We start from the raw sequence: 22,416 nt of genomic DNA on the forward strand, positions 1-22,416 counted from the left end.
AGCGCCGAAGGCGCGGGAGGGTGAGGGTGAGGGTGACTATGGCCAGTGGTGGTCACCCTCGCCCTCCCACTCGGGCTGCGCCCGAGCGGGCCCCTCCCTCTCCCAATGGGAGAGGGGGAATGGAAGCACGATCGCGCAGCCCTGACCGCCTTGTCCAGCGCCCGCCCGCGCCCTACCTACGGCGCAGCAAAGGGGCCCGTCCGTGGTGCAATCGATCCTCGCCGTTTCCGGCGTCAGCAAGACCTATGCGTCCGGCCATCAGGCGCTGAAGCACGTCGATCTCGACATCCGCAAGGGCGAGATCTTCGCGCTGCTCGGCCCCAACGGCGCCGGCAAGACCACGCTCATCAGCATCATCTGCGGCATCGTCACGCCGTCGACCGGCACGATCACCGTCGCCGGCCATGACGCGCTCGCCGACTATCGCGCCGCGCGCAGCCGGATCGGGCTGGTGCCGCAGGAGCTGTCGGTCGACATGTTCGAATCGGTGCTCGCCACCGTCCGCTTCTCGCGCCGGCTGTTCGGCCGGGCGGGGCACGACGCCTATATCGAGCAGCTGCTCAAGGACCTGTCGCTGTGGGACAAGCGCGACGCCAAGATCATGGAGCTGTCGGGCGGCATGAAGCGCCGCGTGCTGATCGCCAAGGCGCTCAGCCACGAGCCCGACATCCTGTTCCTCGACGAACCCACCGCCGGCGTCGACGTGTCGCTGCGCCGCGACATGTGGAAGCTGATCGGCTCCCTGCGCGAGCGCGGCACCACCGTCATCCTCACCACCCACTATATCGAGGAGGCGGAGGAGATGGCCGACCGCGTCGGCGTCATCAACAAGGGCGAGCTCTTGCTGGTCGAGGACAAGACCGAGCTGATGAAGAAGCTCGGCAAGCGCGAGATGGGCATCGCGCTGGTCGAGCCGCTGGCGGCGATCCCGTCCGAGCTCGACGAATGGCACCTGAGCCTGGAGAACGAGGGCCGGACGCTGCGCTACGTGTTCGACGCCCAGGCCGAGCGTACCGGCATCCCCTCGCTGCTGAGGAAGCTCCACGACCTCGGCATCGCCTTCAAGGACCTCGAGACCTCCAAGTCGAGCCTCGAGGACATCTTCGTCGACCTGGTGGAGCACAAGTGATGGGATTCAACCACCACGGCGTCTGGGCGATCTACCGCTTCGAGATGGCACGGGCGCTGCGCACGCTTTGGCAGAGCCTCGTCACGCCGGTGATCACCACGGCGCTCTATTTCGTCGTGTTCGGCGGCGCGATCGGCAGCCGGATGCAGGAGCTGGACGGCGTCGGCTACGGCAGCTTCATCGTGCCGGGGCTGATCATGATGAACCTGCTCCAGCTTTCGATCTCGAACGCTTCGATCGGCATCTACTTCCCCAAGTTCACCGGCACGATGTTCGAGCTCCTGTCCGCGCCGGTGTCGGCGATGGAGATGGTGCTGGGCTATGTCGGCGCGGCGGCGACCAAGTCGATCGCGATCGGGCTGATCATCCTGTTCACGGCGATGCTGTTCGTCCCCGTGCCGATCGCGCATCCGTTCACGATGCTGGCGATGCTGGTGCTGACCTCGCTCACCTTCAGCCTGCTGGGCTTCATCATCGGCATCTGGGCCAAGGGCTTCGAGCAGCTCTCGTTCGTGCCGGCGCTGGTGGTGACGCCGCTCACCTTCCTCGGCGGCGCCTTCTACACGATCAACATGCTGCCCGAGCCGTGGCGGACGGTCAGCCTGGTCAATCCGGTGGTCTATCTGGTGAGCGGCTTCCGCTGGAGCTTCTTCGACAAGGGCGACGTGTCGATCTGGGTGAGCCTCGGCTTCACCGCGGCGTTCCTGCTGCTGTGCCTCGGCGTGGTCGGGTGGATCTTCAGGACCGGGTGGCGGCTCAAGAACTGACGCCATTCTCCCTCTCCCTTTGGGAGAGGGAGAATATAGCTCACCCCACCCGATGCTCGCCCTTCACCCAGCGCACCGTCCCCGACGAGGCGCGCATCACCACGCTCTCGGTGGTCATCTTGGCACCCTTGCGCTTGACGCCGGCGAGCAGCGAGCCGTCGGTGACGCCGGTCGCGGCGAAGATGCAGTCGCCCCTGGCGAGCTCGGTCAGGTCGTAGATCTTGTCGAGCTCCTCGATCCCCCATTTGCGGGCGCGGGCGCGCTCGTCGTCGTTGCGGAACAGGAGCCGCCCCTTGAACTGCCCGCCGACGCAGCGCAGCGCCGCGCAGGCCAGCACGCCCTCGGGCGCGCCGCCGGCACCCATGTAGACGTCGATGGTGGTGTCGGGGTCGGTGGTCGCGATCACCCCGGCGACGTCGCCGTCGGGGATCAGCATGATGCCGCAGCCGACCGCGCGCAGTTCGGCGATCAGCTTCTCGTGGCGCGGCCGGTCGAGCACGCAGGCGATGATCTCGTGCGGCGCCACGCCCTTGGCGGCGGCGATCGCCTCGATATTCTCGGTCGGGCTCCTGGCGAGGTCGATCACGCCCTCGGGATAGCCGGGACCGACCGCGATCTTGTCCATGTAGACGTCGGGGGCGTTGAGCAGGCAGCCTTCCTCGGCGATCGCCAGCACCGCGAGCGCATTGGGCCCGGCCTTGGCGGTGATGGTGGTGCCCTCGAGCGGATCGAGCGCGATGTCGATCCTCGGTCCCTTGCCGATCGCGCTGCCGACCTTCTCGCCGATGTAGAGCATCGGCGCCTCGTCGCGCTCGCCCTCGCCGATCACCACGGTGCCGTCCATATAGAGGCCGTTCAACGCCTCGCGCATCGCCTCGACCGCGGCGGCGTCGGCGTCCTTCTCGTTGCCGCGGCCGACCATGCGGGAGGCGGCGATCGCCGCCGCCTCGGTCACGCGGACCATCTCCAGCACCAGCACGCGGTCGAGGATCTTGCTCGCAGACGGCATCGACGTCCCCCAGGGAAGCTTTGGCGGCGGGATAGGAGGCGCCGGGCCGATTGTCGAGGCTTGCTCCGTTCGGTCCGCCGAGGCATGGCTATCCGTCGGTCGTTTCGAAAGGCGTCCGGATGCGCCTCGTGCCGTTGCTGATGCTGCTCGCCGACGACGACACGCTGATCGCCGCCGCGCGGGAACGGACGCGAGCGGAAATGCCCTGTGCCACCAGCCACCGGTCCGACGATATCCTGGTGTGCGGCCGGCGCGAGGCGGATCGCTACCGCGTCAGCCTCGTCACCAGCGACATCCGCGATGCGGTGCCGATCGAGCGCTCGCGACTGCTCGACCAAGCATCTAGAGTTCCGCCACTCTGCCGAGCCCGTGACGCGCCAGCACCGGCGCAAGGCTGCGCGCGCGGTCGTCGAGCCGCGTGAATACCGCCAGCCCTTTCCCGGCTGCATCCGGCCATTCCTGTCCCTTGGTCAGATGCGCGATGCGCCGCGCGATGCCCGGTCCTCCGTCGACGAAGCGCACCGGGCGCGGCGCCGCCGCCGTCAGTTCCTCCTCGACCAGCGGGAAATGGGTGCAGGCGTTGACGATCACGTCGATGCGCTCGCCGCCCGATTGGCCGAACAGCCCGTCCAGCACGCGCGCATAGGCTGCGGGATCGGTCGCCTCCCCGCGCAGCTTCGCCTCCGCAAGCTCGACCAGGTCCGCCGAGCCGTGGCGCAACACCAGGCAGTCGGCGGCAAAGCGGGCGGTCAGATCGTCGACATAGGGCTGGCGCACCGTCGCGTCGGTGCCGAGCACGCCGATAACGCGCGCCTCGCTCATCTCCGCGGCGGGCTTGATCGCGGGCACCGTGCCGACGATCGGCAGGTCGAGCGCCGCGCGCACCGCCGCCAGCGCGATGGTCGAGGCGGTGTTGCACGCGATCACGATCAGCCGCGGATCGTAGCGCTCGGCGAGTCGCCCGAGCAGCGCCGGCACTCGCGCCGCGATCTCGGCTTCGCTGCGCGTCCCGTAGGGGAACCCCGCCGAATCCGCGACATAGATCAGCGGCGCGCGCGGCAGCAGCGCGCGGGCCGGCGCGAGCACCGACAGTCCGCCCACGCCCGAATCGAAGAACAGCAGGGGACGGGCATCGCTCATCGCCGCCGCTTCGCGCAGCGCCGCCCCGCCGTCAAACAGGTTGTTTCGGATTTCAAATAGATGATCAGGATTATTGCGCCGCCGGCACGAGGCCCCTACCTTCGCCGCGGGAACAGGGGAAAATGGCCGCGGAAACCGTCTGGATACCGCCGCTCGGCGCGCTGGTGCTCGGCTATCTGCTGGGCTCGATCCCGTTCGGTGTGCTGCTGACACGGCTCGCCGGCGCGGGCGATCTTCGCCAGATCGGCTCGGGCAACATCGGCGCGACCAACGTGCTGCGCACCGGCCGCAAGGGACTCGCGGCGGCGACGCTGCTGCTCGATGCGCTCAAGGGCTTCGCGGCAGTGTGGATCGTCCACCTGATCTGGTCGGGCGACGAGCTGCTCGCGGCGGCCGGCGCCTTCATCGGCCATTGCTATCCGGTGTGGCTCGGCTTCAAGGGCGGCAAGGGCGTGGCGACACTGATGGGCATCGTGCTCGCGCTCTACTGGCCGTGCGGGCTCGTCTATGCGCTGGTGTGGCTGGGGCTGCTCGCTGCGCTGCGCATCTCCTCGGTCGCCGGCATGGCGGCGGCGGTGAGCGCGCCGGTCGGCGCGGCGGTGTTCGGCCGCTTCGACGAGGTGTTCCTGCTGATCGCGCTCGCGCTGATCGTGCTGTGGAAGCATCGCGACAACATCGATCGCCTGCTGTCGGGCACCGAACCCAGGATCGGTGCGGGCAAGAACAAAACCGAGGCACGTGGCTGAGGCGGGCGCGGCGGCCCGGCTGCGCCTGATCCGCACACCAGGTATCGGCCCGGTCACCTATCGCCAGCTCATCGCCCGCTTCGGCTCGCCGGAGGCGGCGATCGAGGCGTTGCCGACGCTCGCGCGGCGCGGCGGCGGCGAAGCGCCCCGGCTGGCCGACGAGCGCTCGCTCGCTCGGGAGAGGGTGGCGGTCGAGCGGCTGGGCGCCCGCTACTGGTTCATCGACGACGCCGATTATCCGCCGCTCCTCGCCGAACTCGAGAATGCTCCGCCCGCGCTGATCGTCCGCGGCGAACGGGCGCTGACGGGCCGCACGGTGATCGCGATGGTCGGCGCGCGCAACGCCTCCGCCGCCGCCTGCCGCATCGCCCGCGGGCTTGCGGCCGAGCTCGGTCAGGCGGGCGCCGTGATCGTCTCCGGCCTCGCTCGCGGCATCGACACCGCCGCGCATAACGCCAGCCTCCCCACCGGCACGATCGGCGTGATCGCGAGCGGCATCGACGTCGCGTTTCCGCCCGAGAATGCCGAGCTTCAGGAAACCGTCGCGCGCCTCGGCCTGCTGATCGCCGAGCAGCCGCCCGGCGCCGAACCGCTCGCGCGCCATTTCCCGTCACGCAACCGCATCATCGCCGGCCTCGCGCTCGGCACGGTGGTGGTGGAGGCGGCGCCGCGCTCCGGCTCGCTCATCACCGCCCGCATCGCCGCCGAGGCGGGGCGCGAGGTGATGGCGGTGCCCGGCTCCCCGATCGATCCGCGCGCGCAGGGCTGCAATCTGCTGATCCGCGAGGGCGCGACGCTGGTGCAGTCCGCAGCCGACATCCTGGAGGCGGTACGGCCGATCGATCCGCGCGCGGTGCGGGCGCCGGCGCACGGCTTCGAAGCAGGCCCGGCCGGCGATCCGAGCGACCGCGACCGGCAGGCGGTCGCCCTGCTGCTCGGCCCGGCGCCGGTCGCGGTGGACGAGATCATCCGCCAGTCCGGCCTTGCTCCGGCGATCGTCCAGACGATCATGCTGGAGCTCGAACTCGCGGGGCGCCTCGACCGCCATGCAGGAGGACGGGTGAGCCTGGCATGATTCCGACCATTCCCGTTCTCCTGGGCGCATGGGGTCGGCTGGTCGCCCGCCATGGAGGGCCGGTTGCTGCGATCGTCGTGCTGCTGACGGCGGCCGGCGTGCTCATCGACATGCTGATCCCGAACGACACGGCGGCGGCCGCCGCCAACTTCGGTTTCAGCATCGCCGCCACGGTGGCGGAGAGCTGGCTCACGTTGCGGATGCTCGAGGCGACGCCGGGCTATGACGCGCGGGAAAGCCGCCCCCGCGTCGTCGGGCTGATCGTGCTCGGCATTCCCGTCACCCTTGCCGTCGGCGCCGGGCTGCTCCTGCTGGTGCTTCCCGGTCTCTATCTCGCCGCTCGCTGGATCGCGGCGGCGCCGATCCTGATCGGCGAGGACACCGGCGTGGGCGAAGCGATGGGCAGGAGCTGGCGGCTGACCCAACGCGCCGCGCCGGCGATCGCCGCCTGCTTCGCGCTGATGGCAGCGCCGCTGGCGCTGGCGTTCGTGGTGATCGCAATGACCCTGGACCAGCCGCTCACTGCAGGCTGGAGCCTGCTCTTCAATTTGCTCTTCGTGCTGACGTTGGCTGGAGAATGGGTGCTCGGCATCGCGGCCTATCTGCTGCTGCGCGAAAGCCCGGCGGCCGACGGCGCGGTCGTTTGAGCCCTCGCCGATATCCCCTAGCGCCGCCGGGCCGGCCTCCTTATCTCCGCCGCCCTTGACGCCCCCCGCCGAGCCTCTCCACCCTCGCGCGTACACGTAAGGGACACTACCGAAGCCCATGCAGCTCGTCATCGTCGAATCGCCCGCCAAGGCCAAGACCATCGAGAAATATCTCGGCAAGGATTATCGCGTCCTCGCCTCCTACGGCCATGTCCGCGACCTGCCGGCCAAGGACGGCTCGGTCGATCCCGACCAGGGCTTCGCGATGGAGTGGGAGACCTATGCCGACAAGGGGAAGCAGCTGAAGGCAATCGCCGACGAGGCCAAGAAGGCCGACCGGCTGATCCTCGCCACCGACCCCGACCGCGAGGGCGAGGCGATCAGCTGGCACGTCCAGGAGGTGCTGAGGAACCGCAAGGCGCTGCCCAAGGAGGTCGAGCGAGTCACCTTCAACGCGATCACCAAGCCGGCGATCCTGACCGCGATGGCGCATCCGCGCGAGCTCGATACCGATCTGATCGACGCCTATCGCGCCCGCCGCGCGCTCGATTATCTGGTCGGCTTCACCCTGTCGCCGGTGCTGTGGCGCAAGCTGCCCGGCGCCAAGTCGGCGGGCCGCGTCCAGTCGGTCGCGCTCCGCCTGATCGTCGATCGCGACCGCGAGATCGAGGCGTTCCGCGCCCAGGAATATTGGTCGGTCGAGGCCGCGTTCGAGCACGACGGCACCGCCTTCACCGCGCGCCTCACCACCTGGGAGGGCAGGAAGCTCGACCGCCTCGCGATCGGCGACCAGGGCACCGCCGAGCGGGCGAAGGCCGACGTCGAGGCCGGCCGCTTCACCGTCGCCAGCGTCGAGACCAAGCCGGCGGGCCGCAACCCGCCGCCGCCCTTCACCACCTCGACCCTGCAGCAGGAGGCGGCGCGCAAGCTCGGCTTCTCGGCGAGCCACACGATGCGTATCGCCCAGGCGCTCTACGAGGACGGGCTCATCACCTACATGCGGACCGACGGCGTGCAGATGGACGCCTCGGCGATCGACGCGGCGAGGCTGGCGGTGACCGAACGCTATTCGGGCCATTACGTCCCCGAGAAGCCGCGCCAGTACCAGACCAAGGCCAAGAACGCCCAGGAAGCGCACGAGGCGATCCGCCCGACCGACTTCGGCCGCGACAAGGCGGGCAGCGGCGACCACGGCCGGCTCTACGACCTGATCTGGAAGCGCGCGCTCGCGAGCCAGATGGCCTCGGCGCGGCTGGAACGCACCACCGTCGACCTTGAGGATGGCACCGGCCGCACCGTGCTGCGCGCGACCGGCCAGGTGGTGCTCTTCCCGGGCTACCTCGCGCTCTACGAGGAGGGCCGCGACGATAGCGATGAGGAAGACAGCCGCCGCCTGCCGCTGCTCCGCTCGGGCGACGCGCCGGCCAAGACCGGCGTCGCCGCCGAGCAGCATTTCACCCAGCCGCCGCCCCGCTTCTCGGAGGCGTCGCTGGTCAAGCGGCTGGAGGAACTCGGCATCGGCCGCCCCTCGACCTACGCTTCGACCATCCAGGTCCTCAAGGACCGCGCCTATGTCCGCGTCGAGAAGAACCGCTTCTTCGCCGAGGAATCGGGCCGGTTGTTGACCGCCTTCCTCGAACGCTTCTTCGAGAAATATGTGAGCTACGACTTCACCGCCAGCCTGGAGGAGGAGCTCGACGATATCTCCGGCGGCCGCGCCGAGTGGCAGGCGGTGCTCGACGCCTTCTGGCGCGACTTCAAGCCGCGCACCGAGGACGTGAAGGAACGCCAGCCGAGCGAGATCACCGCCGCGCTCGACGCGTTCCTCGAACCCTATCTCTTCCCGGCCAAGGCCGACGGATCGGACCCGCGCCTCTGCCCCAATTGCGGCGTGGGGCGCCTGTCGCTGCGCGGCGGGCGGTTCGGCGCCTTCGTCGCCTGCTCAAACTATCCCGAGTGCAAATACACCCGCCGCTTCGCCCAGCCGGGCGGCGCCGCGGGCGAGGACGGCGGCCCCGATAACCTCGGTACCGATCCCGAGACCGGGCTGGAGGTGTCGCGCCGCGCCGGCCGCTTCGGCCCCTATCTCCAGCTCGGCGAGGGCAAGGACGCCAAGCGCGCCTCGATCCCCAAGGACGTGCCCGAGCCGGTCGAGCTCGAAATGGCGCTGAAGCTCCTGTCGCTGCCCCGCACGATCGGGAACCATCCCGAGACGGGCAACCCGATCACGGCGTCGATCGGCCGCTATGGCCCCTATCTGGCGCATGACGGCAAATATGCCCGCCTCTCCTCGACCGCCGAGGTGTTCGAGACCGGCATGAACGCGGCGGTGGTGAAGCTGGCCGAGGCGGCGGCGAACGGCGGCCGCCCGGCGCGCGGGGCCGCCCGCGAGCCGCTCAAGACGCTCGGCAAGCATCCGCGTACCGAGGCCGAGATCAAGCTGATGGACGGCCGCTACGGCGCCTATGTCACCGACGGCACCACCAACGCGACCTTGCCCAAGTCGGTCGACAAGGACCAGCTCACGCTGGAGGAAGCCGCCCAGCTCATCGACGCCCGCGCCGCCGCGGCGCCGGCGAGGAAGGGCAAGGTGGGCGCGAAGAAGAAAGCCCCGGCGAAGAAGAAGTAGCGCACTTGGCTGTGCTCCTGCGAAGGCAGGAGTCCTGGCATCAAGCGATACGCCGTCGGCCACGGCTCCTGCCTTCGCAGGAGCACAGCACGATCAAGGGGTTACGCCGCCAGCCGCGTCGTCACCTGAAGCCACGCCCGCGCCGCCTTCTGCGCCTCGGCGATCTCGCGCGCGGTCATGTCCTCGGCGATCTCGGCGCGGCATTCCTGCGCGCGGGTGTTGCCCTGCATCGCCGCCAGATTGAACCATTTGTGCGCCTCGATGAGGTCGACGTCGACCCCCTCGGCGCCGCTCGAATAGGCCATTCCCAGCTCGAAGCAGGCGCGGACGTTGCCGCGCGCGGCCTGGACCAGCCGGCTCTCGATCAGGAAATTCGCACTCGTCAGGCTCTGACCCATGATTGCTCCCCTCGGTCTTCCCTGACGAGGGGTTCTGCAGCCGCGGTGTCACCAAATGGTTAACGCGGTTAACCCTGTCCGTTCACCGTGACCGCGACATTGTCGATGAGGCGCGTCCCGCCGATCCGCGCCGCCGCCAGCAGCCGCATCGGCCGGGCTCGATCGGGCTCGCCGAGGGTCTCGGCATCGACCAGCGCGACATAGTCGATCGCGAAGCCCGCCGCGGTCAGCGCCTCGCGCGCGTGCGCCAGCGCCGTCCCGGCATCGCCGCCCTCGCCGATCGCCTTGGCCGCCGCCCCCAGCGCGCGCGGCAGCGCCACCGCTGCCGCGCGATCCTCGGGCGCGAGATACGCGTTGCGCGAGGACAGCGCCAGGCCGTCGTCGTCGCGCTGGGTCGGCACGCCGACGATCTCCAGCCCCATGTCGAGGTCGGCCACCATCCGCCGGATCACCGCGAGCTGCTGGAAATCCTTCTCGCCGAACAGCGCGACGTCCGGGCGCACCTGGTTGAACAGCTTGGCCACCACCGTCGCGACCCCGTCGAAGTGGCCCGGCCGTGCGGCGCCGTCCAGCCCTTCGCTCACCCCCGCGACCGACACGTTGGTGGCGAAGCCGCCCGGATACATCTCCTCCGCCGCCGGCGCCCACAGCAGGTCGACCCCGGCCTCGCTCAGCATCCGCGCGTCGGCCGCCTCGCGGCGCGGATATTTGTCGAGATCCTCGTTCGGCCCGAACTGCCTGGGATTGACGAAGATCGACACCACCACGCGCTTCGCCAGCCGCCGCGCCTCGGCGACCAGCGCCATGTGGCCGGCGTGCAGCGCCCCCATCGTCGGCACCAGCGCCACCTGCTCGCCGGCCGCGCGCCATTGGGCGATCTCGGAACGAAGATCGGCGACGCGACGGATGGTTTGCACGGGGTTTGGCCCTTCGATAAAGCGACACGAAAGCGCGGCCTTCTATGGGGGGTGCCGACGGCGATCAAGCAGGGGAATCAGGCATCTTGGCCGACGGTTCGAACAGGGTGCACGTCATCGTCTTCGCCAACGAGAAGGGCGGGACGGGCAAGTCGACGACGGCGGTGCACGTCGCGATCGCGCTCGCCACGCGCGGTGCGCGAGTCGCGGCGTTCGATCTCGACCATCGCCAGCGCACGCTCGGCCGCTATCTCGACAACCGCGCGGCGACTATCCGCCGCACCGGTCACGACCTGCCGATGCCGGTGCACGAGACCCATGACGGCGAGAGCCTGGTCAAGTTCCAGCACGCGCTCGAGCGGCTGGGGTCGAACGCCGATTTCCTGGTGATCGACACGCCCGGGCGCGACGACCGTTTCGCGCGCATGGCCGCGACCAACGCCGATACCCTGGTCACGCCGATGAACGACAGCTTCGTCGACTTCGACCTGATCGGCCAGGTCGATCCCGACACGTTCAAGGTCACCCGCCCGAGCTTCTACTCCGAGCTGATCTGGGAAGCGCGCAAGACCCGCGCCAAGGCCGACGGGGCGACGATCGACTGGGTGGTGCTGCGCAACCGCCTCCAGCATATCGAGGCGCGCAACATGCGCCGCGTGTCGGAGGCGATCGACCAGCTGTCCAAGCGCGTCGGCTTCCGCGTGATCCCGGGCCTCAGCGAGCGCGTGATCTACCGCGAGCTCTTCCCCCAGGGCCTCACCATGCTCGATTCGCGCGCGTTCGGCGAGATGGGGCTGGCGCATGTCGCCGCCCGGCAGGAGCTGCGCGAGATGATGGCCGGCCTGGCGCTGCCCGAGCCGGCGATGCCGCTGTTCGCCGCATGACCAAGCTGCTCCTCGCGGCGCTGATCGTCGGCGCGATCTGGTGGTATTTCCGCAAACCCGCCGCCAAGCCTCTGCCGGACGTCGCGGAGGCACGCGCGATCCTGGGCGTAGGACCGGACGCCACCGCGAGCGACGTCCGCGCCGCCCACCGCAGGCTGGTGAGCGCCGTCCATCCCGACAAGGGCGGCTCGGCCGAGCTCACCCGCCGCATCAACGCCGCCCGCGACGTGCTGCTGCGGCGGCTGGGGGGCTAGCGAGTTGGCCTTCACTGTCCCTCTCCCAAAGGGAGGGAAGGAGCAGCGAAGCTGCGGGAGGGTGAGGGTGGCTACGTCCGGCGTGGTCACCCTCACCCTCCCACTCGGCTGTCGCCGAGCGGGCCCTCCCTCTCCCAACGGGAGAGGGGGCAGTCCCGACCAACAAACCGCTTTCCTAATAGGATTTGCTCTGCTTCGTTCGTCGCGCAGCCGCATGAGACGGCTGCAGGGGATAAGTGGAGCAAAGTGAACGAATGCCGCGCGCCTCCCTTCACTTTCACGCCGGCCGCACGGTTCCGTCTACCCATGACTTTCGTGACCTTCGACGGTTTTCCGCGGGATTTCCGGCACCGTCTGTCGCGCCGCAGCGCAACATAAATCGTACCGCCATTGCAACTTCCGCCGCGCTCGCGCTTTAGGCGGGCGACCAATCGGGAGGCCCCATGATGCACCGTTTCGATCCCACCTCGCTCCGCGAATATGACATCCGCGGCATCGTCGGAAAGACGCTCGGTCCGGCCGACGCCAACGCGATCGGCCGCGGCTTCGCGACGCTGGTCCGCCGCGCCGGCGGCACGCGCGTCGCGGTCGGGCGCGACGGGCGCGTCTCCTCGCTCGAGCTGGAGGCGGCGTTGGTCGAGGGGCTGACGGCGAGCGGCGTCGATGTCGTCCGCGTCGGCATGGGCCCGACGCCGATGCTCTACTATGCCGAGGCGACCTTAGAGGTGGACGGCGGCATACAGATAACCGGCAGCCATAATCCCGCCGATTACAACGGCTTCAAGATGGTGCTGCAGCACCGCCCGTTTTTCGGCGAGGACATCCAGCTGCTCGGGCGCATGGCGGCCGAGGGCGACTGGGAGGACGGCTCCGGCACCGTCGCCGACGCCGACATCATCGACGATTACGTCGGCCGCCTCTTCGCCGGCTATTCGGGCGGCGCCTATCGCATCGGCTGGGACGCCGGCAACGGCGCCGCCGGCCCCGTGATCGAGAAGCTGGTGAAGCTGCTCCCGGGTGAGCACCACACGCTGTTCACCGACGTGGACGGCAATTTCCCCAACCATCATCCCGATCCCACCGAGGAGAAGAACCTCGCCGATCTCCGCGCGCTGGTCGCGGACAAGAAGCTCGATTTCGGATTCGCCTTCGACGGCGACGGCGACCGGATCGGCGCGATCGACGGCGAAGGCCGCGTGATCTGGGGCGATCAGCTTCTCTCCATTCTGGCGGAACCTGTGCTGAAGGAGCTGCCCGGCGCGACGATCATCGCCGACGTGAAGGCGTCGCAGATGCTGTACGACCGCATCGCCGAACTCGGCGGCCAGCCGCTGATGTGGAAGACCGGCCACAGCCTCATCAAGACCAAGATGAAGGAGACCGGCGCGCCGCTGGCGGGCGAGATGAGCGGCCACATCTTCTTCGCGCACGACTATTACGGCTTCGACGACGCGCAATACGCCGCGGTCCGCCTGATCCGCGCCGTGCACATGATCGGCAAGTCGCTGACCGAGATCCGCGGCGCCATGCCCGAGTTCGTCAACACCCCCGAGATGCGCTTCCAGATCGACGAGAGCCGCAAGTTCGCCGTGGTCGACGAGGTGCTCGACCGGCTCGAGACGGCCGGCGCCGACGTCAACCGCACCGACGGCGCGCGCGTGACCACCCCCGACGGCTGGTGGCTGCTGCGCGCCTCCAACACCCAGGACGTGCTGGTCGCCCGCGCCGAGGCCAAGTCGCAGGAGGGCCTCGACCGCCTGATGGCGCAGATCGACGAACAGCTCGCGCTCAGCGGCGTCAAGCGCGGCCCGCAGGCGGCGCACTAGGATCGATCGATATTTGAAGCTCCGAGCCTTCTCCGGCCCAATTCCCAACCGTCGCCCCGGCCTTGTGCCGGGGTCCACCCAGCCTCACCGGAGACGCTGAAGCCTCTTGCTCAGTCCTTGCCTCCCGGTGGACCCCGGCACAAGGCCGGGGTGACGAAGAAGAAAGGGCCGAAATCCCCTTCTTCTCTTCGCCATGCCGGGCTTGATCCGGCATCCAGGGTCACGAGCGGTATCGCCTGCCGTCCTAGATCCCGGGCCAAACCCGGGATGACGCTGGAAGTAATTGTCAGCTCAACTGTCGATCGACTCTACCCCCTCTCCCGCGTGCGGGGAGAGGCCTTTTGGGGGTGGTGCCGCGTAACCACTGGCCCCACATAGAGGTAATGCCCTCCCCCTCCATCATCCGCGTCATCGACCTCGAGACCACCGGCAACGCGCCTCCCGCCCATGGCGTGTGCGAGGTCGGCTGGCAGGACGTGGCGCTGGGCGAGGATGGGCGCTGGGCGCTCCACGGCGAGGGCGGGAGCAGGCTGGTCAACCCGGGCCGGCCGATCCCGCCCGTCACCATGGCGGTGCACCACATCCGCGACGAGGACGTCGCCGACGCGCCCTGGTGGCACGACGTCGCCCGGCCGATCCTCGATCCGTGGCCGCGCCGCGTCGCGCTCGCCGCGCACCGGGCGAGCTTCGAGCAGCTGTTCTGCACCTCCGCCCTGACCCATGGCGCGGAGTGGATCTGCACCTGGAAATGCGCGCTCAGGCTATGGCCCGACTCGCCCGGCTTCTCCAACCAGTTGCTCCGCTACTGGCGAAGGCCGCAAGGCCTGATCCACGAGCGCGGCTTGCCCGCGCACCGCGCCTTTCCCGACGCCTATGTCACCGCGCACCACCTGCGCGACATGCTGAACGAGGCGTCGGTCGCCCGGCTCATCCAATGGTCGAACGAGCCGGGCCTGCTGCCGCGCGTCCGCTACGGCCCCGACCGCGGCAAGGAATGGCACGAGATCGACAATGAATCGCTCTACGCCTTCCTCAGCGACCGCGACCCCGACATCCGCTTCACCGCCGAGACCGAGCTCGCCCGCCGCCGCGGCGGCGGCGAGATCGGCCCCGCCACCGCGCAGGAGCTGCTGCTGTAGAGTCGGATCCGGCCAGCGTGACTCTGTTCCGGTTGCTTCAAGCCGGATGGCGGCACGACTGGCGAGACAGTCGCACCTCTTGCAATGTAGGATTTCGCCTGCGAACCCGCGCGGTCCGGTGCTGCTGCGACACCGGCTCGCTCTTTGAGTCTGTCCATCTCATCCACGTCGCGCCGATGTCGCGTTGGCGTCGCCCCAATGCGCGCCCTGTCGCTTCCGTGCCGCGTAGGTTCCTACACGCGTCAGGTGAGTCAACTTAGTCAACATTCCTGAAGTCCGACCCGTCCGGATTGAAGGAAACCAGTGCTCCTGCGAATGCAGGAGCACGAACCCACCTTATCGGGGAGCGCGCGTCGCCTGGTCGATCAGCGCCCGACCCGCTTCGATCGCCTTCGCCTCGCTGGTCTTGCTCTGCTGGATGTCGTCGGCAAGCGCGAGCAGGCGTCCGGCGATGACGGTGCCGGTCTCGGCCTCCTCGGCGACGCGGATGCCGTTCCCGGCCTCGCCGACCCGCGACCATTCGGCACGGATCGCCGCCCAATAGCCTTTGGTCGCGGCCCAATAGTCGTCCGCCGCCTTCACGTCGAAGCCGTCGCTGCGCGTATAGGTGTTGAGCACCGATTCCTGGACGAAGGGGACGAGTTTGCCGTCCTTCCTGCCCATCTTGGTGTTGTCCTGCCAGTGGATCCAGCCGGTCGGTGTCGGCTGGTGGCGGTTGATGCCGTAATAGCGGTCATAGGCCGGATGCCGGACCGCATCGCGCCGGGCGAGCGGGCGCCACGTCCAGTTGGAGCGCCAGCGGCGGATGCCCGCCTCGGTGGTCCATTGCCCCCAGCCGCCGTAGCGCGGCGAATCGTCGACCTGGTAGACCGTCTGAGACCAGCGCCCCTTGCGCATCGCCTGGGGCACCGCTTCCCAGGCCCAGCTGCCCGGCGCCGAATAGACCAGCACCCGCGCCGGCTCATATTCCCAGTCCTGCCGCCAATGCTTGATCACCATCGGCTTGCCGTCGCCATCGACCACCAGCAGGTGCTGGAGCCGGATCACGCGCCCGGTGTCCTCGACCACCCGCACCGCCTCAAACCCGCCGGAGACCTTGGGCGGGATCGGCGTATAGTCCGTCCGCCAGGGCGTGGTCTCCTGCATGTCGAACCTGACCTTGTAGTTGCCCGCCATCGCCAGGATGTCGCGGCGGTCGGCTTCGAACGAGGCAGCCTCGGCCTCGGCGGTACGCGCCTTGACCGGACCGTCGGCGAGCGCAGGCTGGGCGATGAAAGCGACGGCAAGCAGGGCGCCGGCAGTGAGGGTGCGGATCATCACGGTCTCCATCAGAAGCGGAAGCTGAGCGAGACGCTGCCGTTGCGCCCCGGCTGGGAATAGGCGTCCCTGATCGGCGAGCTGGCCGCGACGCCGCGGATGTCGCTCCACCACCAGTATTTCTCGTCGGTGATGTTGAAGACGCCGGCACGCAGCGTGAGCGCATCCGTCAGCCGCGCATAAGCGGTGAGGTCGAGGATGAAACGCTCGGCGCCCGTGAAGCACTGGCCGGCGGGCGGCACGTCGCAGGTCATGCCGGCGGTGCGCCTCAGCTCCTTCTGCCCGACATAGGTGACGCTGAACCGCCCACCGAACCGCCGGTCGGCGTGGTCGTAGCCGAGCCCCGCCACCACCTTCATCGGATCGATCGACTGCAGCGGCGCGCGTGTCCCGTCCGGATCGATCGCATCGCCGACCGTGTAGGAAGCGGCAAGCGAAGCCGTGACGCCGGATACCGGCCGCGCCTCGATCCGTGCCTCCGCGCCGTCGATCTTCACCCGTCCCCGATTGACCCATTGGTAGATCCACGGGTTCGCCGGACTTGGGAACGGTCGCCCGGTCGTCTCCACCTGCTCGATGAAGTTCCGGTAGTCGGCGTGGAATCCCGTGATGTCGACCGAGACCGCGCCGCCCGTGACGCGCACCCCCGCCTCGTAGCTCCGACTGGTCTCGGGCCTGAGGTCGGGATTGGGGATGCTGGTGTAGCCGACCGCCGGATTGGCGAAGAAGTTGTTCACCTGGCTCGGCTCGGGCGCCTTGAAGCCCTGGGCATAGTTGGCGAACAGCCGGATGCCCTCGGTGAGCTTCACCACCGCGCCGATCTTGGGCGACAGCCGCGATCCGTCCTGCTTGGCGCCGGCGAAGGCCGGGAGCAGCGGATCGTCGGTCGGGTCGAGGTCATAGGCGTCGAAGCGCAGCGCCGGATAGAGCGTGACCGGCCCCGCGATGATCTCGTCGGCGAGGAAGAGGCCGGCGAGCGTGTAATCGGTCACCGGAAAGGCGCGGGTCGGGAAGGTTTCGCCGGCGGGCGGCACCACGCCGTCGCGCAACCCCTTCTGGCGGGTGAAGCTGAGGTCGCCGCCCAGCACGAGCCGGTGGCGGAGGCCGCCCGTCTCGAACCCGAACCGCACCTCGCCCGAAGCGCCGTAGACGCGGTTCTCGAAGGTGTTGCGCCGCTCGCGGTCGGCGGCGGGGGTGCGATCCTCGTCGGTGAACTGCACATCGTCGGAATCCTGCCAGAAGGCGGCGAGCCGCGCGAACTCGATCGCGCCGGCGCCGTCCCAGCTCCAGTCGAAGGCGAGCCGCTTGCGTTCGCTGGTGTCGCGGCCCTTCAGCAGGTCGACCGTCCAACCAGGCTGCGGACCCAAGCCCGACAGCACGTCGGTGAACAGATAGCTGTCGAAATACTCGCCGGTCAGCCGCAGCCGGTGCCCGCCCGTCTGATAGACGATCCGCGCCAGCGCCGCATTGCTGTGCCCGTCCTGCGGGTTGGGTTCCGTCCGCGCGGCACCGGTCGAATCGTTGGAACCCTTGTTGTCGAGCTCGTGGAAGTCGCGGCGCGTATAGGCCGCCATCGCCGACCAGTCGCCGCTTCGGCCCGCCACGATCGCCGTCTCGGCGAATTCGTCGTCGGCGCTGGCATAGCTCGCACGCACCAGGCCGCCGACGCTCTTGCCGCCCTCCAGGAAATCGGCCGGATCGCTGGTGACGAAGCTCACCGCACCGGCGAGGCCGTCGCTGCCGTAGAGCGCCGAGGCGGGACCGCGCAGGATCTCGACCGACTTGACGAGGCCGAGGTCGACGTAATCGCCTCGCCCCGTCGCCTGCGGACCGAAGCTGAAGCCGTCGGGCACGCGCACGCCGTCGACCTGGATCAGCACGCGGTTGCCGCCGATGCCGCGGATGGTGAAGCCCTCGTTGCCTGCGCGGCCCACCGCACTGCCTGCGGCCGAGAAGCGGGCCGGCTGGCGCGGGACGCTCACGCCGGGCTCGAAACGGACCAGGTCCTTGATATCGGTCACCAGTTCGTCGGCGATGCGCCGGGCGTCGATCACCGTCACCGTCGCCGGCGCATCCTCGACCGGAACCGGCAGGCGCGTCGCGGTGACGGTGATCGACTGGCCGTCGCCGTCCGCCGGCGCGGCGGAATCCGTGGCCGCGGCGGAGGTTCCGTCCGCCACGCCCCCTTTTTCCCCGGGCGCGAGCGCCTGCGCAGGCACCGCCCACGCGGCCGCCGCGATCGCGGCGGCCGCCGCACCCGCCATCCATCCGTTCCGAACCATGCTGCCCCTTTTCTTGCTAACGCGACTGACTCGCATTTGCAGATCGCTTAGGAGCCGCTGCCGTGCGCGTCAATGCCGTTCGTGCCGCGGGCGAATCGACGCCCGTGACGCGCCGCGCGCAACCGGCTAAGGAGCGCCGCCATGAAGCGGCCGAAGCTCTCCGTCGTCGTTCCCTGCTATAATGAGGAGCACTGCCTCGAGGCATTGCACGCGCGCGTCTCCGCGGCGGCCAAGGCGGCGGTCGGCGACGATCATGAGATCGTGCTGGTCAACGATGGCTCGCGAGACGGCAGCTGGGCGGTAATGCAGCGGCTCGCGGCGGCCGATCCGCGGCTGGTCGCGATCAACCTCTCGCGCAATCACGGCCACCAGCTCGCATTGACCGCGGGTCTGGACCTGTGCGCCGGCGAGCAGATCCTGATCATCGACGCCGACTTGCAGGACCCGCCCGAGCTGCTCGCCGACATGCGCGCGACTATGGCGGCAGAGGGTGCCGACGTGGTGTACGCAGTGCGCCGCAAGCGCGAGGGCGAGACCTTCTTCAAGAAGCTCACCGCCGCGGTGTTCTATCGGATGCTCGACCGGATCACCGATACGCCGATCCCGCTCGACACCGGCGATTTCCGGCTGATGAGCCGCCGGGCGCTCGATGCCCTGCTGTCGCTGCCGGAGCAGGCGCGGTTCATCCGCGGCATGGTCGCGTGGGTCGGCTTCCGCCAGGTGCCGTTCGTCTACGACCGCGCCGAGCGGCTGGCGGGCGAGACCAAATATCCGCTCGGCAAGATGGTCCGCTTCGCGCTCGATGCCGTCACCGGCTTCTCGACCGCGCCGCTGCGCTTCGCGAGCCATGTCGGGCTGGCGCTGACCGGCGCGACGCTGATCGTGCTGGTCTATGTGGTGATCAGCTTCCTGATGGGGCAGACCGTGCAGGGCTGGACCTCGACCATGCTGGTCGTGCTGTTCCTCGGCTCGGTGCAGATGTTCGTGCTCGGCATGATCGGCGAATATATCGGCCGGCTCTATGTCGAGTCGAAGCGGCGCCCGCTCTATCTCGTCGCCGACGTCGCCGGCCCGATCCGGGGCCGCGCGACCCTCGGCTATCGGTCCGGGGACGAGAGCGACGCCAGCGTGATGATCGACAGCCCGGGCGGCAGCGGCACGCGCCCGACCAGGTGACGTTCGAGGCGGAAGATCGCCTCGAACAGCGCGTTGACCGGGCGGGGGGGCGGCGAATCGTCGCTGTCGTCCTTGCCGGTGATCCTGCCGACCCCGCGCGCGGCGACCGCGGCCGGGAACAGCAGCGAGTTGAAGTAGCTGAGGCCATTGTGCGTCAGCCCCGCCGCACGGATCGCCGCGTCGAACGTCGCCTTGGAGTAGCGCCGCTTGTGATGATTCACCACGTCATGCGCGCTCCACATCCATTGGTGCGCCGGCACGGTGATCAGGATCTTGCCGCCGGGCTTCAGCCGCTCGGCCATGCCCCTCAGCGCGCCGACGTCGTCGTCGATATGTTCGACCACGTCGAGCACGGCGATCAGGTCGTAGCTCGCCGGCGCGACGCCGGTGAGGCCGGGCAGCGGCGCCTCGCCCACCGGCTTGCCGAGCCGCTGGCTGGCGATGTCGCGGGCGGCGGCGTCGATCTCGATCGCGTCGACCTCGCCGAACCGGGCCAGCATCGGCAGGTTGTGCCCGGTGCCGCAGCCGATCTCGAGCACGCGCGCGCCCTGCGGCAGCCTGCCGTAACGGATCAGGTAATCGGCCAGGATGTCGCGCCGGGCGCGATACCACCAATGGGTGGAATCGTGCGCCGCCATGCGATCGTAGACCACGCGTTCCATCAGAGGATCCTGGCCATCAGCCGAACACCCAGTTGCGGTTGAGCGCGAAGGTGGCGAGCGGCGTCACGAACAGGAGCGGCACCACCGGCGTCCATTCCGGCAGGTGCAGGATGTTGATGCAGAACCAGGTCCAGAAGGCATTGAGGCCATAGCTCACCAGGCTGACGACGAAGAAGCGGGTGGTGGTGCGCGCCACATTGTCGCGGCTGCCGTGCCCGCGGAAGCTCCACCGGCTGTGGAGCACATAACCGACCGCCACGCAAACCACGTAGGCGGCGAACATCGCGAGCTGCGGATGGATCGCGCTCGCCAGCACCAGCCCGGTATAGAGCACCGCGCCAAGCAGCGTGACGCCGCCACCCGTGATCGCATAGCGCACGAGCTGGCCGAGGACCGTATTGGCGTTGAGGTGATCGAGAGCCTTGGAAACCACTTGTCACTCCCCGATCCGTTCGCCCTGAGCTTGTCGAAGGGCCGCCCTTTTCTTTTTCGCCGGAAAGGTGAAAGGCGACCCTTCGACAAGCTCAGGGCGAACGGTGGTTGGGCGCGCGCACTATCTCCAACCGATTGAAGAGGGAAGCGGAATTGAACGACAGCCCGTCTCCGTCCCGGTTCGAGATCGAGATCGATCGCCGGTGGCTGACCGTCACCCTCGCCGCCTGGGCGATCATCGTCGCCTGGTATCTGTGGCAGCGCTGGAACAACATCTACTGGCTGTCGCTCGGCGACACCGACGACAACATGCGGCTGATGCAGGTGCGCGCGCTGCTTGGCGGTCAGGGCTGGTACGACCTGCGCCAGTACCGCCTCAACCCGCCGCTCGGCTTCGACATCCACTGGTCGCGGCTGGTCGACCTGCCGATCGCGGGGCTGATCCTGATCCTCAAGCCCTTTCTCGGCACCGCCTGGGCCGAGCGCTGGGCGTGCGGCATCGCGCCGCTGCTGCCGCTGGGCGTAACGATGGTGGGGATGGCGCTCGCCGTCCGCCGGCTGGTGGCGCCGGCCGCCTACCTCCTGGCCGGGATCATCCTGTTCGGCACCGGCGCGTCGATGACGATCGGCATGTTCGTGCCGATGCGCATCGACCATCACGGCTGGCAGCTCGCGATGCTGAGCCTCACCGCTGCCGGCCTCGCCGATCCGCGGCGGGCGCGGGGCGGCGCGACGGTCGGGCTGGCCACGGCGGTGTCGCTGACCATCGGGCTCGAGATGCTGCCCTATGGCGCGATCGCGGGGGCGATGGTGGCGCTGCGCTGGGTGTGGGACCGCGGCGAGGCGCGGCGGCTGGCCGCCTATGCGCTGACCCTGGCGGGCGGCAGCGCGCTCGGTTTCGCCGGCTTCGCCTCCTACGCCAACATGGCGATGCGCTGCGACGCGCTGACGCCGGTGTGGCTGTCGGTGATGGTCGGCTGCGGCGCGCTGCTGTTCGTCCTCGCCTGGGTCAGCCCGGAGAACCGGATCGTGCGGCTGGCGCTGGCGGCGACCGCCGGTGCGATCGTCGCCGGCGCCTTCGCCCATAGCTTCCCGCAATGCCTCGGCCGGCCGGAGGGCGTGTCGGACGAGCTCGTGCGGACCTGGCTCAGCAACGTGCGCGAGGCCAAGCCGATCTACCAGCATCCGCTCCGCGTCGCCTTCCCGATGGCGGTGCTGCCGGTCTCCGGGCTGGTCGGCGCGATCGTCGCCACCTGGCGCGCGCGCGGCACCGATCGCTTCGCCGGTTGGGTGTCGGTGACGCTGTTCGCCGCCTTCGCCGCCGCGATGCTGCTGTGGCAGATCCGCGCGGGGCCGGCGGCGGCGCTGATCGGCGTGATCGGCGCGACCGCGCTCGCCTGGATCGTGGTGCCGTGGTTCCTGACCCGCTCCTCGGTGGCGGTGCGGGTGCTGGGATCGGTCGCGGCCTTCCTGCTGATCTCCGGCCTCTTCGCGGGCATGACGCTTCGCCTCTTCCCGATCGATCCGCCCAATGCGCGGACCAAGATCGTCAACCGGGCCAATGCCCGCTGCTCGACCATCCCGGCGATGCGCCCGCTCGACCGGCTGCCGGCGACGGTGATCTTCACCCACGTCGACCTGGGGCCGCGGCTCATCACCCTCACCCATCACGATGCCATCGCCGGCCCCTATCACCGCAACGGCGACGCGATCCTCGACGTCCACCATGCCTTCACCGGCACGCCCGATGGCTTCCGCGCCATCGCCAGGCGGCACGGCGCGCGGCTGCTGCTGGTGTGCCCCAACATGGCCGAGACGACGATCTACCGCAGCCGCGCCAGGAACGGCTTCTACGCGCAGCTCGCCAAGGGCAGGATCCCGAAATGGCTGGTGCCGGTGCCGCTGCCGAAGAACTCGCCGTTCCGGCTGTGGCGGATCGACTATGACTAGGATGGCCATGCCGCGCGCGCCTTCGCGAAAGTGACGC

Annotated in this window: 21 protein-coding genes; 13 read left to right on the forward strand and 8 right to left on the reverse strand. The window is 69.2% G+C overall.

The window, feature by feature from the left end:
• Positions 1–205: 205 nt before the first annotated feature.
• Positions 206–1,129, forward strand: a complete 924-nt coding sequence (locus ACMGER_RS03245; RefSeq protein WP_436811658.1) for an ABC transporter ATP-binding protein — start codon at positions 206–208, stop codon at positions 1,127–1,129.
• The gene (locus ACMGER_RS03250; RefSeq protein WP_436810680.1) at positions 1,129–1,896 is read left to right on the forward strand and encodes an ABC transporter permease; all 768 of its coding nucleotides are present in this window, start codon (positions 1,129–1,131) and stop codon (positions 1,894–1,896) included. Before ACMGER_RS03245 ends, ACMGER_RS03250 begins: the two co-directional genes overlap by 1 nt.
• A 40-nt stretch (positions 1,897–1,936) precedes the next feature.
• Here the strand turns inward: ACMGER_RS03250 and glpX are convergent, their stop codons facing one another.
• Positions 1,937–2,905 carry a class II fructose-bisphosphatase gene (gene glpX / locus ACMGER_RS03255; RefSeq protein ID WP_436810681.1) on the reverse strand — a complete coding sequence of 323 codons (969 nt, stop codon included), beginning with the start codon at positions 2,903–2,905 and terminating at the stop codon, positions 1,937–1,939.
• Between the two features lie 119 nt (positions 2,906–3,024).
• Between glpX and ACMGER_RS03260 the strand changes: the two genes are divergently transcribed.
• Positions 3,025–3,327 (forward strand): hypothetical protein, encoded by a 303-nt coding sequence (locus ACMGER_RS03260; RefSeq protein WP_436810682.1) that lies wholly within the window; start codon positions 3,025–3,027, stop codon positions 3,325–3,327.
• Here the strand turns inward: ACMGER_RS03260 and murI are convergent.
• Positions 3,248–4,045 (reverse strand): glutamate racemase, encoded by a 798-nt coding sequence (gene murI / locus ACMGER_RS03265; protein ID WP_436810683.1) that lies wholly within the window; start codon positions 4,043–4,045, stop codon positions 3,248–3,250. The two genes, ACMGER_RS03260 and murI, sit on opposite strands and share 80 nt — an antisense overlap.
• Positions 4,046–4,167: 122 nt before the next feature.
• Here murI and plsY point away from each other — a divergent pair, with 122 nt between their 5' ends.
• From plsY to topA, 4 genes are all read left to right on the forward strand, one after another.
• A complete protein-coding gene (plsY, locus tag ACMGER_RS03270) occupies positions 4,168–4,791 on the forward strand; it encodes a glycerol-3-phosphate 1-O-acyltransferase PlsY (RefSeq protein WP_436810684.1) in 624 nt (207 codons plus the stop codon).
• Positions 4,784–5,866: a DNA-processing protein DprA gene (gene dprA / locus ACMGER_RS03275; protein ID WP_436810685.1), complete on the forward strand. Its 1,083-nt coding sequence runs from the start codon at positions 4,784–4,786 to the stop codon at positions 5,864–5,866. The genes plsY and dprA overlap by 8 nt, the downstream gene beginning before the upstream one ends.
• A complete protein-coding gene (locus tag ACMGER_RS03280; protein WP_436810686.1) occupies positions 5,863–6,513 on the forward strand; it encodes a glycerophosphoryl diester phosphodiesterase membrane domain-containing protein in 651 nt (216 codons plus the stop codon). Before dprA ends, ACMGER_RS03280 begins: the two co-directional genes overlap by 4 nt.
• A gap of 118 nt (positions 6,514–6,631) precedes the next feature.
• Entirely contained in the window at positions 6,632–9,142 is a 2,511-nt protein-coding gene (gene topA / locus ACMGER_RS03285) for a type I DNA topoisomerase (RefSeq protein WP_436810687.1), read from the forward strand.
• Between the two features lie 101 nt (positions 9,143–9,243).
• Here topA and ACMGER_RS03290 read toward each other — a convergent pair whose 3' ends face one another.
• Positions 9,244–9,540 carry an SEL1-like repeat protein gene (locus ACMGER_RS03290; protein WP_436810688.1) on the reverse strand — a complete coding sequence of 99 codons (297 nt, stop codon included), beginning with the start codon at positions 9,538–9,540 and terminating at the stop codon, positions 9,244–9,246.
• Positions 9,541–9,608: 68 nt separating this feature from the next.
• Positions 9,609–10,457, reverse strand: a complete 849-nt coding sequence (panC, locus tag ACMGER_RS03295) for a pantoate--beta-alanine ligase (RefSeq protein ID WP_436810689.1) — start codon at positions 10,455–10,457, stop codon at positions 9,609–9,611.
• A gap of 86 nt (positions 10,458–10,543) precedes the next feature.
• Here panC and ACMGER_RS03300 point away from each other — a divergent pair, with 86 nt between their 5' ends.
• The 4 genes from ACMGER_RS03300 to ACMGER_RS03315 all read left to right on the forward strand — a co-directional run bounded on the left by ACMGER_RS03300 (position 10,544) and on the right by ACMGER_RS03315 (position 14,560).
• Positions 10,544–11,341 carry a division plane positioning ATPase MipZ gene (locus ACMGER_RS03300; protein ID WP_436810690.1) on the forward strand — a complete coding sequence of 266 codons (798 nt, stop codon included), beginning with the start codon at positions 10,544–10,546 and terminating at the stop codon, positions 11,339–11,341.
• The gene (locus ACMGER_RS03305) at positions 11,338–11,595 is read left to right on the forward strand and encodes a J domain-containing protein (protein ID WP_436810691.1); all 258 of its coding nucleotides are present in this window, start codon (positions 11,338–11,340) and stop codon (positions 11,593–11,595) included. Before ACMGER_RS03300 ends, ACMGER_RS03305 begins: the two co-directional genes overlap by 4 nt.
• 443 nt (positions 11,596–12,038) lie before the next feature.
• The gene (gene pgmG, locus ACMGER_RS03310; RefSeq protein ID WP_436810692.1) at positions 12,039–13,421 is read left to right on the forward strand and encodes a phosphoglucomutase/phosphomannomutase PgmG; all 1,383 of its coding nucleotides are present in this window, start codon (positions 12,039–12,041) and stop codon (positions 13,419–13,421) included.
• 383 nt (positions 13,422–13,804) lie between these two features.
• Complete coding sequence (locus tag ACMGER_RS03315) at positions 13,805–14,560, forward strand: exonuclease domain-containing protein (RefSeq protein WP_436810693.1); 756 nt, start codon at positions 13,805–13,807, stop codon at positions 14,558–14,560.
• Between the two features lie 336 nt (positions 14,561–14,896).
• Here the strand turns inward: ACMGER_RS03315 and ACMGER_RS03320 are convergent, their stop codons facing one another.
• Positions 14,897–15,877: a DUF6607 family protein gene (locus tag ACMGER_RS03320; protein WP_436810694.1), complete on the reverse strand. Its 981-nt coding sequence runs from the start codon at positions 15,875–15,877 to the stop codon at positions 14,897–14,899.
• 11 nt (positions 15,878–15,888) lie between these two features.
• Positions 15,889–18,159, reverse strand: a complete 2,271-nt coding sequence (locus ACMGER_RS03325) for a TonB-dependent hemoglobin/transferrin/lactoferrin family receptor (RefSeq protein ID WP_436810695.1) — start codon at positions 18,157–18,159, stop codon at positions 15,889–15,891.
• 141 nt (positions 18,160–18,300) lie between these two features.
• On the opposite strand from ACMGER_RS03325, the gene ACMGER_RS03330 reads away from it, so the two are divergent.
• On the forward strand, positions 18,301–19,335 hold the full coding sequence (locus ACMGER_RS03330) for a glycosyltransferase family 2 protein (RefSeq protein ID WP_436810696.1): 1,035 nt from the start codon (positions 18,301–18,303) through the stop codon (positions 19,333–19,335).
• Here the strand turns inward: ACMGER_RS03330 and ACMGER_RS03335 are convergent.
• A complete protein-coding gene (locus ACMGER_RS03335; protein WP_436810697.1) occupies positions 19,257–19,997 on the reverse strand; it encodes a class I SAM-dependent methyltransferase in 741 nt (246 codons plus the stop codon). The two genes, ACMGER_RS03330 and ACMGER_RS03335, sit on opposite strands and share 79 nt — an antisense overlap.
• 16 nt (positions 19,998–20,013) lie before the next feature.
• Positions 20,014–20,430, reverse strand: coding sequence for a GtrA family protein (locus ACMGER_RS03340; RefSeq protein WP_436810698.1), 417 nt, complete (start codon positions 20,428–20,430; stop codon positions 20,014–20,016).
• Positions 20,431–20,582: 152 nt separating this feature from the next.
• Here ACMGER_RS03340 and ACMGER_RS03345 point away from each other — a divergent pair, with 152 nt between their 5' ends.
• The gene (locus ACMGER_RS03345) at positions 20,583–22,379 is read left to right on the forward strand and encodes an AcrB/AcrD/AcrF family protein (protein ID WP_436810699.1); all 1,797 of its coding nucleotides are present in this window, start codon (positions 20,583–20,585) and stop codon (positions 22,377–22,379) included.
• The last annotated feature ends 37 nt before the right edge of the window (positions 22,380–22,416 follow it).

It is taken from the genome of Sphingomonas astragali (assembly GCF_051400615.1).
Lineage (GTDB): Bacteria > Pseudomonadota > Alphaproteobacteria > Sphingomonadales > Sphingomonadaceae > Sphingomonas.